The following is a 13940-nucleotide window of genomic DNA, read 5'->3' as shown; positions in this document are numbered from 1 at the left end:
AGTGGGTGCGGTGCAGTCAGTGAGTCAGGAGCAACACCTGGTCGTCGGTGCGGACGACGCAGAACGGGCCGCCGGGGCTCCCGAAGGTGTTCTCGCGCTTCTCGGAGACGAACAGGTCCTCGAACGCGTCGCCGCAGGCCGGGCAGGCGAACCCCTCACGGTTTTCGAGGTGCATCGTCGCCCGGTCCTGACTCACCAGTTTCAGGCCGTGGCGGTACTCGTGTACGTCGAAGCGTCCCTCGACGTCGAGCGGTTCCATACTCGCAGAAAGAGAGACGCGGTCTTGAAACTCCCGCTCAGATCTCGGCGCCGACGTAGAGGACGACGACGAGGAACACCCAGACCACGTCGACGAAGTGCCAGTACATCGAGGCGGTGCTGACGGAGGTGTGCTTCTCGGCGGAGTACTGGCCCTTGAGGCCGCGCAGGAAGACGATGCCCAGCAGGACCGCGCCGAGGCTGACGTGGAGGCCGTGGAGGCCGGTCAGGCCGTAGAACGCGGAACCGAAGGCGCCGCCGGTGAGAGTGAACCCTTCGTGGACGATGAACTCGTAGTACTCGTAGATCTGACCGCCGATGAACACGACACCCAGCAGTAGGGTCAGCCCGAGCAGTTGCAGGAAGCGGGTGCGGTTGTTCTTCCGCAGCGCGGTGTGTGCGAAGTGCAGCGTGAAGCTGCTGACGATCAGTATCGACGTGTTGATGATGATGAGGCTGCCCAGCAAGTCCGGGAAGCCCTCGGTCGACCACGCCCCCGCGCGGATGAAGAAGTAGTAGACGAACCCGGCGCCGAAGGTAGCGATCTCCGACCCGAGGAACAGTATCATCGCCAGCCGGAGGGTGCCGCTGCCGTGTTCGTCCGTGCCGCCTTCCCAGAAGTTGACGACGAACGCGTGATACAGCCAGCCGTAGAGGCCGACGAGGAACAGGCCGACGCTGGCGACGACCGCGACCGGGCCGTACATCGGGTCGACGAGCGGTTCCTGACCTCGGCCGAGCACGAACAAGGCGGCGGCGACGTAGATGCCCGCCGCGCCGACGGCGGTGATGAACGGCCACCAGCTGGCCTCGCCGAACCCGCGCGGCCAGTCCTCGACCGCCGGCAGGTGATGCCCGCCGTGGTCCCCGTGGTCCTCTGACGTATCGTCCGCGAGACTCATACTCGGGACTTGCGCCAGCAACACTAAAAAGCCTCCCAAACCGTCCGGACCCGGTGTCGGTAGCCGTCCGTTCCCGCGGTTTTCCGAAGGCGTTCGCGGGCCGTTGCGGGCGGTGGCGCCGTATCGCCGAGGCAGTGACCGCGGATCGCCGAGGCGGTGACCGCGGACCGCCGGGGACGGCGACTCCCGTGCGGTCGGGCTTCGATACTTTGACCGGGAGGGGGGTCTAAACTCCGGCAGATGGACAGACGACGGACTCGAACGGTCGCGGCCGCCCGTGCGGTGGCCGCGGCCGCGGTCGTGCTCGCTGCGACCGCGGCCGCGCGACCCGTGTTCGCCCACGGCGGCTCGCTGGGGGGGTCGGCTCGCGAGTCGCTGAGCGTGCCGACGTGGCTGATGCTGGGGACCGGCGGCGCGGTCGTCGGCGCCTCGTTCCTGCTGGCGACGTTCGCGACCGACCGGTCGGCGCTGGACTGGCTGGTCGACGCCCGGAGACGGTTCGCGCCCCCGGCCCCGACCGCGCTCCGGTGGGCCGCGGGCGCTCTCGGCGTGGCTGCGCTCGTCGGCATCGTCGTCACGGGGTTCGTCGGGCCGACGGACCCGCTCTCGAACCCGGCCGTCGTGATCGTCTGGGGCGGCTGGTGGGCCGGGTTCGCGATGAGCACCTATCTCGTCGGCAACTCGTGGCCGGCGGTCAACCCCTGGCGGGCGATCGCCGAGGCGCTGCCGGACCTCGGTCGGGAGTACCGCTGGACGCTCGGCGCCTGGCCGAGCGTCGCGGGCCTGCTCGCGCTCGTCTGGATCGAGGTCGTGAGCCCGCTGGCGGACGAACCACGGATCCTCGCGGTCACGGTCGTGGCCTACTCCGTCGTGACGCTGGCCGGTGCCGTCGTCTACGGGACCGGGACGTGGTTCCGCGAGGCCGACCCCGTCTCGCGGGTGTTTCGCTACTACGGCGCCGTCGCGCCGGTCGGTCGCGACGACGACGGGTCGCTCTCGCTGCGATTCCCCGGAACGGGACTCACCGCCGACCGCCTCGACGGCGTCGACGAGGCGGCGTTCGTCGTCGCGATCCTCTGGGTGACCACCTTCGACGGCTTCGTCGCGACGCCGGCCTGGCGAGGTCTCGCCCGGTCGCTGGTGAACCTCGGCTTTCCGATCCCACTGTTGTACCCGAGCGCGATGGTCGTCGGCTTCGCTCTCTTCCTCGGCGTCTACCTGCTGGCCTCGCGGCTCGCCCGCCGGACGGCGCCGACCTACGTCGCCAGCGGGACGCTCGCACGACGGTTCGCGCCGCCGCTTTTGGCCATCGCCGCCGGCTACCACGTCGCGCACTTCCTCGGGTACTTCCTCTCGCTCGTCCCGGCGCTGGTCGCCGCGGTGACCGCGCCGATGGCGACGGTGAACCCGGGGCTGATCGTCGTCCCGGGCTGGTTCGGCGGCGTCGCCATCGCCGGCGTCCTCGGCGGACACCTCCTGGCCATCCTCGCCGCCCACGTCACCGCCTTCGATATGTTCCCGGGGCGCCTGCAGGCCATCCGCAGCCAGTACCCCTTCATCGCCGTCATGATATTTTACACGATGGCGAGCCTCTGGATCGTCACCCGACCGGACGTGCCCCTCCCCTACCTCCAATGACCGAGACACAGACAGACCCCACGGGTCCGAGTACCCCCTCCCGGGGACCGACCGGTACCGACGACGACACCGCCTACGACGTGCCGCCGGACGCGCCTGTCGCCGAGTGCGAGTACTGCGGACGGCCGTTCGAGTCCGCGGGACTGCTCGCGCTCCACCGCGGGCGCGCTCACGAGTCGACGCTCACCGACGACCAGCGGGCGGCCTACGAGGACGCCTACGAGGCCGAGTCCGGCCAGTTACAGCGGTTCCGTCTGAAGGCGCTGGCGCTGCTGGTGTTGCTGTATTTCGGCCTGCTGATGGTGTACGCGGTCGTATAAGCGCGCTCGCCGGCGGTCGTCGCCGGCCCGTGGTGACGGGACGCTCGGGCGGCCGGAACGTAAGTTTCATGCGCGCGAGGGGGCTGGATACGCGTATGGAACTGCGGGTCATCGAGAAAGAGCCGACGATGATCTCTATCGAGATCGCCGGCGAGAGTCACACGTTCATGAACGTGCTGAAGGGCGCGCTGCTTGAGACCGAGGGGATCACCGCGGCGACCTACGACGTGAACCCCGAGCAGTCCGGGGGCCAGACCGACCCCGTGCTGACGCTCAAGACCGACGAGCAGACCGACGCGCTCGACGCGCTGGAGGCCGGCGCCGAGCGGGTCATCGAGAAGTCCAACGACTTCACTGACGCCTTCGAGGCCGCCGCGTAGTCGCGGCGGTCGGTTTCTCTCGCCGTCGCCACGACTCGCCAGCGGCGGCCACACGTTTTTGCCGCGGTCCGCCGATGACGGGCACATGACCGAGCGGGACGGGCGCCCCGGCGACGAACCGGAGCCGGACATCGACGACGTGCTGGACGACCTGGAGGCGCTGGAGGAACTGGTCGACCGGCCCGAGGAGCGCGAGCAGGTCCGCGAGACGATGCGCACCGCTCGCCGGGCGAACAGGCCGCGCGTCGTCGGCCGCATCCGCGACGCCTTCGACCTGCGGGACGCAGGCGAGGCGGTCGTCGGCGCGTTCCTCTTCGGCATCCCGATGATCGTCGAAGGCGGCACCCAGGAGATCGGAGAGGCGATAGCCCACTCACCGGTCGCCGTCGCGCTCACGGGCGCGTTCGGATTCGTCGTCGTCCTCGGCGTCCTTCACGCCGCCCAGTTCGGCGCGGTCGAGGCCGACCTGATCGCCGGCGTCGTCCCGCGGCGACTGGTCGGTATCCTCGCCATCTCCGGGGGGATGGCCGTCGGACTCATGACGCTGTGGCGGCGGGTCGACTGGAGCCAGCCCGAGGTCGCCGCGGCGCAGTGTCTCGTGACCGCGGTGGTGATGGGCGTCGGCGCGTCGCTGGGGGACGTGCTTCCGGAGTGACGGCCCGTCGACGGATACTCCGAGTCAGTCGGCCCGTTCGGGCTCGGGCACGGCGTAGCCGTCGTAGGCGTCGGCCCCTTCGGCCTCGCTCCCCATGCCGGTGGTGACGATCATCCGCATCCCCTCACGGACGCTCATGTCGGTCTCGTGGATCTCCGACTCGGGGACCATCACGAGTCGGCCGGCGGTCGGATTGGGGCTGTTGGGGAGGAACACGGAGTGGGCCCGGTCGCCGGTGGTCTCGTCGAAGCTGGCCGTACCCTCGCCGGTGACGAAGCCGATCGAGTAGATGTCCTCGCGGGGGTACTCGACCAGGACCGTCCGCTCGAACTGCGACCCGGTGTCGACCAGGGAGGTCGCCACCTGCCGGACGCCGCCGTAGATGGTGCTGACGAGCGGGACGATGTTGATCGTCCGCCCGAGGTTCCCGAACAGGTGTCTCCCGATCGACCACTGGGCGAGGAGGCCGAGGCCGGTGACGACCGCGACGATGAGGACGACTGCGAGTATCTGCGCGGCGAGTTCGACGTTCGCGGCGGTCTCGATCAGCCCGAGCTCGGCGACGAGCGGGTCGATGAACTGCAGGGAAAAGGAGACCAGGATCCGGAAGATGTAGAGGGTGACCGCGAGCGGGGCGACGAGAATGAGTCCCGCCACGAAGCTCTCCTTGAGTCGGCCGGTCAGTGCCATACCTCGGGGTCGGTCGCGGCGAGGAAAAAGCTGGGGGCCCCGGAAGGAGTCGGTTACCGGCGGGTACGCGATCGATACCGGGCGGTGGTCCGTCGCGATCGACGGGTTCAGTGCCCGGATCGACGGATCCGAAGCCGGGGTCGTCGGACTCGGACGAGGGGCCTCGTGCCCGAGGCCGGGTCGGGCTCGTCCGGCCGTATGGGCGACCCTGATCCGAGCGGTCCGGGTTCGAGCCGGAACGGTTCGAACGGGCGAAACGGAGCGTCGGCCGAGCCGTTCCAGAGGTCGTTACCTCGCCGTTCAAGGTCCCTACTCGCCGCTCGCGGGGTAAACGGTGTGGGACGTTCAAGAGCGTCCCGGGGCTTGTCCGACCCAACCGTGACACGAGACCGCTCGCACTCGGAGACGACCGACCGCCCGGCGTTCCGGGCGTGGATGGACGCGACCGCCGACCGCTTCGAGTCGGCCGACGAACGACGCGTCGAAGTGTTCGTCCGCTCGATGTTGCCGCCGCTGGGCGCCAAGTCGAGCCAAGAGGCGCTGATCGCTCGACTCGACGAGCTGGCCGACGAGTCCTCGCTCGACGCCGTCTCCGTGACGGTCACCGGGAGCCGGCTCTGTCTCTGCGAGACCTGTTCGGGGACCGATACCGAGAGCGAGCTTCTGGAGCGCATCGCCGAACTCGACGAGTGGGGCGGGGACTACGACGCCACCGCGAGCCCCTTCTTCGAGACCAGGGAGCTCGACTCGGCGATGGCCGAGGAGACGGCGCGGGCGCTCGTCCCGCCGCGCGTGACCGCCGCGCTCTACTGCGACGACGCGCTCGCCGGCGTGTTCCCCTGCCGCATCGACGGGCGAAAGTACGCGGTCGCGGACTTCGCCGACGCGCTGGACCACTTCTGCGAGGAGCGCCAGCTCGTCGTCGAGCCGTAGTCGGGTTCGGCGCGGACGGCCGTCGCGCGTATCGAACCCCTACCCCGCGCTCGTCCCGCCAAGTCTATACATAACAATGTCACGTTCTCGGCTAGGCGAACGCATGACAGAGTCGCCTGTCGCACGAACCGATCGGACCGAGACCGGCGGAGCGGTGCGAGCCGGCCGGAGGTGGCGCTGATGTGCGGCATCACCGCTGCGGTCGGCGCCGACGACGCGGTGTCGACACTGCTGACCGGCCTCCAGAACCTCGAGTACCGGGGGTACGACTCGGCGGGCGTCGCCGTCGCCGACGGCGGGGGCGTCGAGGTTCTCAAGCGCGAGGGGAAAGTCGACGAACTCGCCGACCTCCTCTCGCGGAGCTCGATGGCCGGACGGGTCGGGCTGGGACACACTCGCTGGAGCACGCACGGCCCGCCGACGAACGCCAACGCCCACCCCCACACGGACTGTTACGGTGACCTCGCCGTCGTCCACAACGGTATCATCGAGAACCACGGCGAGCTACGCGAGCGCCTCTCCGAGATGGGACACACCTTCTCCAGCGACACGGACACGGAAGTCGTCCCGCACCTCGTCGAGGCGTACGTCGACGAGGGCGAGAGCGTCGAGGGCGCCTTCAGGCGGGCGATCGGGGACCTCTCGGGCAGTTACGCGGTCGCCATGGTCCACGAGGACGAGGAGGCCGTCTACGCCGCCCGCCAGGGGTCGCCGCTCGTCTTCGGCGTCAGCGACGACTCGTACTACCTCGCGAGCGACGTGCCGGCGTTTCTGGAGTTCACCGACGACGTGGTGTATCTCGAAGACAGCGACGTGGTCCGGGTCACGCCCGAGGGATACGACATCACTGACATCGACGGCACGCCCGTCGAGCGGAGCGTCGAGACGGTGGACTGGACCTCGGAGGACGTGGAGAAAGGGGCCTTCGACCACTACATGCGCAAGGAGATCGACGAACAGCCGACGGCGATCGCCCAGGCCGTGCGCGGTCGGGCCGACGGCGACGAGGTCGCCTTCGAGTCGCTGTCTCCCGGCGCCTTCGCCGACGTGGAGCGGGTCCACTTCGTCGCCTGCGGGACCTCCTACCACGCGGCGCTGTACGGCGCGCAACTGCTGCGCGACCGGGGCGTCCCGGCCCGCGCGTACCTCGCCAGCGAGTACGCGGTGACGGCGCCGCCGACCGAGGACGGGACGGTCCTCGTGGGGGTGACCCAGAGCGGCGAGACCGCGGACACGCTCGCGGCGCTCCGTCGAGGCGCCGCGGAGGGGCTGGGGACGCTGGCGGTGACGAACGTCGTCGGGTCGACGGCCGCCCGCGAGTGCGACGACACCGTCCTGATCCGGGCCGGGCCGGAGATCGGCGTCGCCGCGACGAAGACGTTCTCCTCGCAGGTGGCGACGCTGGGCCTGCTCGCCGAGCGGATCGCCCGGGAGGTGGGCGGGTCGGGATCGACTCCCGCGGGGCTACCGGCCGCGCTCGACGACGTGCCCGACGCCGTCGAGACCATCCTGGCCGACTCCTCCGCGAGCGCGCTGGCGACCCGCTACGACGACAGCGACGCCTACTTCTTCATCGGTCGCGGGACGGGCCACCCCGTCGCGCTGGAGGGGGCGCTCAAGCTCAAGGAGATCTCCTACGAGCACGCCGAGGGGTTCCCCGCCGGCGAACTCAAACACGGGCCGCTCGCGCTCGTGACGCCCTCGACCCCGGTGTTCGCCATCTGCACGGGCCAGCACACCGAGAAGCTCGTCGGGAGTATCGAGGAAGTGAGCGCGCGGGGAGCGCCGGTCGTGGCGGTCGCCCCGCGCTCGGAGAGAGACGTCGCCGCGGTCGCCGACGACGTGCTGTGGGTGCCGGAAACCCATCCCGAGCTCGTCGGCGTCCTGGCGAACGTCCAGCTCCAGCTGCTGTCCTATCACACCGCGACGCTGCTGGACCGACCCGTCGACAAACCGCGCAACCTGGCCAAGAGCGTCACGGTGGAGTGACCCGCCGCTACTCGTCGCGCTCGTGACCGAATCCGCGAGCCATCGTCGCCCGTCGGCTCATCGCTTGTCGGCCAGGTCACACACCGCGCTCTCGCCGGAGACGATGAAGGCGTCGTCCCGCAACTGCTCTTCGGAGTCCGGCAGGAAGATGACCTGGTCCGGGTCGTCGACGACGTTGATCTTCTCCCACGCGATCAGCTCGTAGCCGAGGTTCTCTTCTAAGTCGGGGTCGACGGGCTGGTCGCGCCAGTCCGCCGGGAGGGTCTGTTGCCCCCGCGACTTTGTCTGTCCGTCCGTCCACACGTCGGCGTTCTCGTTGTCTTCGGTCATACTTGCTCCGTGGCTCGTCCCGCGCGGCGGCCGCAGCCCGCCACGACTCGGGGTCACGTTTCCGGTAGTGCCCACCTACTCGTATAACGCTACTGTCCGTATGAAATGACTTGTCCGATAGACGGTTGCGTGGTGCTATCGAGACGGTTACCGGATACGTACAGTGGTAGTCGATACCATTGCTCGCTCGAACCGATGGGCGCGTCCGGAACCGAGCGGTTCAGACGCGCTCGAACGGTGTCGTGGGGCGGCGTAGGACCCTCTTACCTCGGAGTAACTCGGGTAAAACTCAACTGGGTGTCGCCGAGATGACGTTCGTGAGGTGGTCGTTCGAACGCTTGTCCAGAATCATTGCGAGGACGAGAAAGCACAGGCCGAACCCGATGGCGGCGGCGGTGGGGCCAGCTGTCCCGGTCAGCAACGGGAGCAGACCGGCGCCGACCCCGGTCGCGAGGCCGCCGGCGCCGAGCAGGTAACACAGGGCGACCGGGTGGGGGCGGTCGGCGACGTACTTGGCGCGCAGGCGCCACAGGAAGTTGCCGAGCAACATCGCGGAGACCCGGGGGATGTACGTCGAGTAGTCGATGTGGCTCTCCTCGTCGCCGTAGACGGCGGGCGTCGGGACGTCGACGACGCGCATGTCGGCGACGTTCAGTCGGACGAGCAGGTCGTTGCAGTACCCGTAGAACTCGTACATCTGGTCGAGGTCCGCGGCCTCGATGGCGTCGGTCGAGATGGCGGTGTAGCCGTTCTGGGGGTCGCCGATCCCCCAGTAGCCGCTGGCGATGCGCGTGAGGTACGTGAGCATGACGTTGCCGACGTAACGGAAGGCCGGCATCGAGTCGTGGTGGTCGTCGGTGAGGAGGCGGTTGCCCTTGGCGTAGTCGGCTCGACCGTCGACGACCGGGTCGATGATGCGCTCGATGACGTCGGGGTCCATCTGGCCGTCGCCGCCCATGACGGTGACGACCTCGACGCCGTCGGCCACCGCGCGCTGGTAGCCGGTCTTGATGGCGCCGCCGACCCCCCGGTTCTCGCTGTGCTGGATCGGGACGACCCGTCGCTGGGTCCCGCCGTCACCGACGAGCGCCGGCGTCGGCGTGTTCTGTCGCTGTGCGTGCTCGCGGATCTCGTCCCAGGTCCCGTCGGTCGAGGCGTCGTCGACGGGGTAGATGCGGTCGACGAACGCCGGGATCGAGTCGATGACGTCGCCGACGAAGCCCGCTTCGTTGTACGCCGGCACGACGACGCCGATTGTCGTGTCCTGATACATATGCGTGGTGGTCGTCGGTCGGCCCTAGGCGAAGCGCGGGTTTTGTTATGACTCTCATACGGCGGCGGAGACGTCCGGAGCCGACGGTTAGCTCGGGACGGCCGCTCGGTCGACCAGCGTCGCCAGTCCCGTCTCGAAGTCGTAGGTCGGCTCGTAGCCGAGCCGGCTGCGCGCCCGTCCGAGCGCCGCACGGCTGTGTTTGATGTCCCCTTCGCGGGGGTCCCCGTGGACGATCTCGCTGTCCGAATCGACCAGTCGGATGACGCGCTCGGCGACCTCCCGCACGGAGACGCCGGTGCCGCTGCCGACGTTGTAGGCCCGCCCGGTCGCGTCGGTCGTCGCCGCGCGGAGGTTCGCCCGGACCACGTCGTCGACGTGGACGAAATCGCGCGTCTGCGTCCCGTCGCCCTCGACCGGCAGGACGCTGTCGGAGCGCGCCCGTTCGAGGAAGGTCCCGACCACGTCGTCGACGCCGCTCCGGTGGCCGGTCTCTCCCGGGCCGTAGACGTTGAAGTACCGCAGCGCGACCGTCTCCATGCCGTAGCGGTCGGCGAACCGCCGGGTGTACTGGTCGGCGGCGAGCTTGTCGATCCCGTAGGGGGTGAGCGGGGTCTTCCGGTCGGACTCGCGGATCGGGAGCGTGTCCGGTTGGCCGTACACCGCGGCGCTGGACGCCGCGACGACCCGCGCGTCCGCCCGGCGGGCCGCGTCGAGGACTTTCACCGTCCCCGACGCGGTCCGGCGGTGTCCCTCGATCGGCGACCGGACGGAGGCGCCCACGTCGGCCAGCGCCGCCTGGTGGAAGACGACATCGACGCCGTCCATCGCCGGTTCGAGGTCGGCCGGGTCGCGCACGTCGCCGCGGACCAGCTCCGCGCCGTCGGGGACGTTCTCGGCCTCGCCCGTCGAGCAGTCGTCCAGCACGGTGACCTCGCAACGGTCGGTCAGCGCGGCCGCGAGGTGACTTCCGACGAAGCCCGCTCCGCCCGTCACGAGGACCGACTGCCCGTCGAGACCGCTCGCGGGGTCAGTCGCCACACCGGGTCACCCCCGTAGCGGGCGTTCGCTCGGTCGACGGATCGGGTCGATACCGCTCTCCGCTGTCCGGGGTCGGGAGTCGCGACCCGGGACGGTCGCTGACACGCATTGCCTTGATTCGGCGCACCGTACTCATAGTTATGTGTCGCCTGAACCGTTCGTAGCGACCGACTTCGCGAGAATCAATCGTCGAAACGGACGCTTGAGGCGGTCTCGGGTCGACGGGCGCGGAGCGGCGTTCGCCGGGGAGGCGCCGAGTGTCCCGCCGTCGAGCGGGGGATCACTGCACCTGCTGGGGGCGCCGCCGGGCCGCGACTTCGGCCATCGTCTCGACGGGAACGGCGGCGCGGCGTTCGTCGACGGCCCGGAGGACCGCCTCGATCCGTTCGACCGCGGCGCCGTCGACCAGGTTGTTCGGATGCAGCCAGAGGTGGAGAACGCCCTCGCCCTCGGCCGCGGCGTCCAGCCCGCGCTCGACGAGTTCGACGACGGGGTCGCCGACGAAGGGCTTGCTCGCCCGCAGCGCGAGCCCCTCGAAACTGTAGAGGAACAGCGACGCCGGCAGGTTCACGAGGCCGCCGTCGGCGACCGTCGGCCGGACGAGCGGGGGGCGGCCGTCCCCGAGGGCGACGGTCCGCAACTTCGCGGGAAGCGACCGGCGTTCGACGGGACGGCGCCCGCGGTAGGCCTCGAAGCCGTAGTCGGGCAGCAGGTCGAGGTGGCCGACGTTGTTACGGGGGAAGACGAACGACCGCCCGTCGATCCCCCACTCGTCCATGAGCACCCGACTGCGCTCCAGCTCGGCGGCCGCCATCGCCCGCGTGGTCCCGGGGGCGCCCAGCTCGACGTGCGAGTACGTGTGACAGCCGATATCGTGGTCGACGGGCGACGCCCGCAGCGCTTCGACGAGCTCGGGCCCCCGCGTCAGGTCGGGCCGGTCGGCCCACTCGTTGCGCTCGCGAGCGAACCACCCGGGGCCGATCGGGTGGTCGGCGTGGCGACCGTCGCAGTCCTCGTGCAGCAGATGCGCGACGACCGCCCAGGTCGCCGGCACGTCGTAGCGCTCGCAGAGCCGTCGAAGCGTCCGCCACCCTTCCCGACCGCTCTCGACCCGATCGCTCGGTGGGTCGTCGTAGTCGACGAACCCCCAGGCCAGCTCCGCGTCGACCGAGAGCACTACCGATCCCACGACTCGCCGCCCCCTTTCATACCGTAGCCGAGGCCCCGTGCACGGATTGTTATGGCGCGGCTATTCGCGGCCGCCGCCGCGCCGCCCCCGCGCTCGAACCGACCCGCCGAAGTGTAACTTGTGGAGTCATACAATTTATACAGATATGAGTGTATAGTTATAAACTAGTTCGGGTCAAAATCGGGCCAGGTCAGCTCGGAGCAGAGAAGCCGGCTCTGAACCCGATAAACCGTAGATAGAGATATCGATTCGGCGCTCGGTGGCCTGCCGAGCGTATCTTCCACACCAGTAAAATAACGTGCTTTTAGCGGCTAAAAGCGTATTTGGGTCGACTTGCGAACGTCTCAACGGAACGAATTCTGTTCGGCGTTACATTACCAAAATCTGTCTGTTCTGGTTTCTAGATCTGATTCAGTAAATTCTGTTTCGACGGACGTATCGGCAGGTTCCGAACCGGGAAACCGTGTCGGGCCGGGCGAGTCGACGGTATCGAGATCGATGTCGCCGACGAGGGACCGCAGGGGCCCCATAACAATAGCTGGCTGCGGTCACGTCAGGGACATGACGGGACTGATCGGACGGTCGGCGGGCGACACGGAGCCGGAGGAGATGGCTGACGCGATGGTCCGCGAGGACTGGTACGAACTGGAGAGCGCGAGCGAGGGCGCGGCGGCCGTGGGCGTGCTCGAACACGGGACGCGCGACCCGGACGCGAACGTCGTCTGGCGGGGCGACGGTATTCTGGGGGTCGTCTACGGCGTCGTCTCGAACCGCGACCGGCTGGCGCTGTCGTGGGGCGACCTCTTCCGAGGGATCGCCGACGACTCGCGGGAGACGCTGGCGCGACTCGACGGGCCGTTCGCACTCGCCTGCGTCGACACCCGCGCGGGCGCGGTCCACCTGGCGACCGACAAAGCGGGGAGCCGCCCGCTCTACTACGCGCCCGTCGGAGATACCGGTGGGGCCGACGGGCCCGGCGAAGTCGACGGCGTCGCGTTCGCGTCGGAGCTCGGTCCGCTGGTCGCCGAGCGGGCGGACCCGACGCTCGACCCCCGGGCGGTGGGGGACCTGCTGCTGTTCGGCGGCGTCGTCGGCGAGCGGACGGTCCTCGAGGGGGTCGGGAGCCTCCCGCCGGCGACGCGGCTGACCGTCGACGACGGGCTGTCGACCGAACGCTACTGGGAACCGGCCGCCGAGGGGCTGGCGCCGTCGGGGTATCCGGACCGGTGGCTCGCCGACTACCGCCGGGCGCTGGCGGACGTGGCGACGACGGCGCGCGACCGGACGCTCTGGTTCCCGGGCGACGCCGACAGCCGGATCGCCGCGGCGGTGCTCGCCGACCAGTCGTCCCCGATTCGGACGCTCGCGTGCGCCAGCCACAGCGGCGGCGACAGGGAGACGGCGGCGCGGGTCGCCACGAATTTCGAGACGCCGAACGCGGGGATCCACGGCGATCCGGGCCGCCATCTCGTCGACGCCGTCGCCGACGCGGTGGCGGCGACCGACGCGATGGTGGCGTGGTCGGCCGTCGACGCGCTCCCCTACGTGACCGACGGGCTCCACGAGGACGCCGACGTGCTCGTCCACGGTGACGCCGCCCTCGACGCGGCGACGTGGGCCGGCGCCATCGGCGCGGACGATTCGGCGGCGAGCGCGCTCTACGAACACGAATCCGTCCTCCCCGCGGACACGGTGCGAGACCTGCTCGCGGCCGACGCGGACCCGCTGGACGCCGTCGACGCGGTCGTCGCGAACAGCGTCGACGGGCCGGCCGAGCGGACGGCGGTCGACGCGGCCGCCCAGGTCCGGGCGGCGACCGAGTTGCGGACGCGCGCGGTCCAGCGGGGACAGGTCGGCACCAGGACGCTCGCGAGCGGGTCGCTGCTGGACACGGCCGCGCGCATGCCCGCCGCCCACCGGGTCGGGACGCGCCCCATCTCGGCCCCGGTCGGCGCGGGCACTCCACCGATCCGCCGAGCCGTCGCCGAACGGCTCGGCTCCGACCTGGCGGTGATCCCGACGGGGCCGGGCGGGGCCGACTCGACCGCGTCACGGCGTGAAGCGTCGGGCGACGAGCCCGGGGCGACGGCCGGCGACGCGTACGCCCGCCGGTACGCGACCGACGACCGCTTCCGGCGGTTCGTCGACGACCTCCTCGACGGCGTCGCCGAGCGCGCTCCCCTCGACGCCGACGCCGTATCGGCCCTGCACGAGCGCCTCGCGGCGCGCGAGCTGTCGACGTTCGCCCCGGTCGCGGCGCTGACGGGGCTGGAGCTCTGGGCGCGTCGGCACCTGGACGACGACACCGCCGCCCGCGGGCGGTCGGCCGTCGAAGTCCGATAGAA

General features: G+C 70.0%; 14 protein-coding genes. 7 read left to right on the top strand and 7 right to left on the bottom strand.

Translation table 11 applies throughout. From position 1 onward, the window contains the following. Nucleotides 1–16 precede the first annotated feature (16 nt). Together C475_RS17345 and C475_RS17340 are read right to left on the bottom strand one after the other, a co-directional pair. Nucleotides 17–259 (bottom strand): DUF7385 family protein, encoded by a 243-nt coding sequence (locus C475_RS17345; RefSeq protein WP_006885172.1) that lies wholly within the window; start codon nt 257–259, stop codon nt 17–19. A gap of 37 nt (nt 260–296) precedes the next feature. After that, nucleotides 297–1160, bottom strand: coding sequence for a cytochrome c oxidase subunit 3 (locus C475_RS17340; RefSeq protein WP_006885171.1), 864 nt, complete (start codon nt 1158–1160; stop codon nt 297–299). 240 nt (nt 1161–1400) lie between these two features. Between C475_RS17340 and C475_RS17335 the strand changes: the two genes are divergently transcribed. The 4 genes from C475_RS17335 (at nt 1401) to C475_RS17320 (ending at nt 4153) form a co-directional block, all read left to right on the top strand. Further along, the gene (locus tag C475_RS17335) at nt 1401–2798 is read left to right on the top strand and encodes a hypothetical protein (RefSeq protein ID WP_049930825.1); all 1398 of its coding nucleotides are present in this window, start codon (nt 1401–1403) and stop codon (nt 2796–2798) included. Continuing rightward, nucleotides 2795–3118: a hypothetical protein gene (locus tag C475_RS17330; protein ID WP_006885169.1), complete on the top strand. Its 324-nt coding sequence runs from the start codon at nt 2795–2797 to the stop codon at nt 3116–3118. The genes C475_RS17335 and C475_RS17330 overlap by 4 nt, the downstream gene beginning before the upstream one ends. A 95-nt stretch (nt 3119–3213) precedes the next feature. Beyond that, on the top strand, nt 3214–3498 hold the full coding sequence (locus C475_RS17325; protein WP_006885168.1) for a DNA-directed RNA polymerase subunit L: 285 nt from the start codon (nt 3214–3216) through the stop codon (nt 3496–3498). Nucleotides 3499–3583: 85 nt separating this feature from the next. Further along, entirely contained in the window at nt 3584–4153 is a 570-nt protein-coding gene (locus C475_RS17320; protein WP_006885167.1) for a hypothetical protein, read from the top strand. 24 nt (nt 4154–4177) lie between these two features. On the opposite strand, the gene C475_RS17315 is transcribed toward C475_RS17320, so the two are convergent. Then, a complete protein-coding gene (locus C475_RS17315; RefSeq protein ID WP_006885166.1) occupies nt 4178–4843 on the bottom strand; it encodes a DUF502 domain-containing protein in 666 nt (221 codons plus the stop codon). A gap of 378 nt (nt 4844–5221) precedes the next feature. Between C475_RS17315 and C475_RS17310 the strand changes: the two genes are divergently transcribed. Then, nucleotides 5222–5776 (top strand): HTH domain-containing protein, encoded by a 555-nt coding sequence (locus C475_RS17310; protein ID WP_006885165.1) that lies wholly within the window; start codon nt 5222–5224, stop codon nt 5774–5776. Between the two features lie 180 nt (nt 5777–5956). After that, nucleotides 5957–7765, top strand: a complete 1809-nt coding sequence (gene glmS, locus C475_RS17305; RefSeq protein ID WP_006885164.1) for a glutamine--fructose-6-phosphate transaminase (isomerizing) — start codon at nt 5957–5959, stop codon at nt 7763–7765. 57 nt (nt 7766–7822) lie between these two features. Here the strand turns inward: glmS and C475_RS17300 are convergent, their stop codons facing one another. The 4 genes from C475_RS17300 to C475_RS17285 form a co-directional block, all read right to left on the bottom strand. Continuing rightward, nucleotides 7823–8095 carry a hypothetical protein gene (locus C475_RS17300; RefSeq protein WP_006885163.1) on the bottom strand — a complete coding sequence of 91 codons (273 nt, stop codon included), beginning with the start codon at nt 8093–8095 and terminating at the stop codon, nt 7823–7825. A 289-nt stretch (nt 8096–8384) separates the two neighbouring features. Continuing rightward, nucleotides 8385–9368 carry a glycosyltransferase family 2 protein gene (locus C475_RS17295; protein ID WP_006885162.1) on the bottom strand — a complete coding sequence of 328 codons (984 nt, stop codon included), beginning with the start codon at nt 9366–9368 and terminating at the stop codon, nt 8385–8387. Between the two features lie 87 nt (nt 9369–9455). Next, a complete protein-coding gene (locus tag C475_RS17290; RefSeq protein WP_006885161.1) occupies nt 9456–10406 on the bottom strand; it encodes an NAD-dependent epimerase/dehydratase family protein in 951 nt (316 codons plus the stop codon). Between the two features lie 280 nt (nt 10407–10686). Next, nucleotides 10687–11595: a polysaccharide deacetylase family protein gene (locus tag C475_RS17285; protein ID WP_049930822.1), complete on the bottom strand. Its 909-nt coding sequence runs from the start codon at nt 11593–11595 to the stop codon at nt 10687–10689. A 561-nt stretch (nt 11596–12156) separates the two neighbouring features. Here C475_RS17285 and C475_RS17280 point away from each other — a divergent pair. Beyond that, nucleotides 12157–13938: a class II glutamine amidotransferase domain-containing protein gene (locus tag C475_RS17280; protein ID WP_006885159.1), complete on the top strand. Its 1782-nt coding sequence runs from the start codon at nt 12157–12159 to the stop codon at nt 13936–13938. The last annotated feature ends 2 nt before the right edge of the window (nt 13939–13940 follow it).

The organism is Halosimplex carlsbadense 2-9-1 (assembly GCF_000337455.1).
Lineage (GTDB): Archaea > Halobacteriota > Halobacteria > Halobacteriales > Haloarculaceae > Halosimplex > Halosimplex carlsbadense.
Note: the sequence above shows the minus strand (reverse complement) of the source record. Positions and strands in the feature narration are given on the sequence as shown.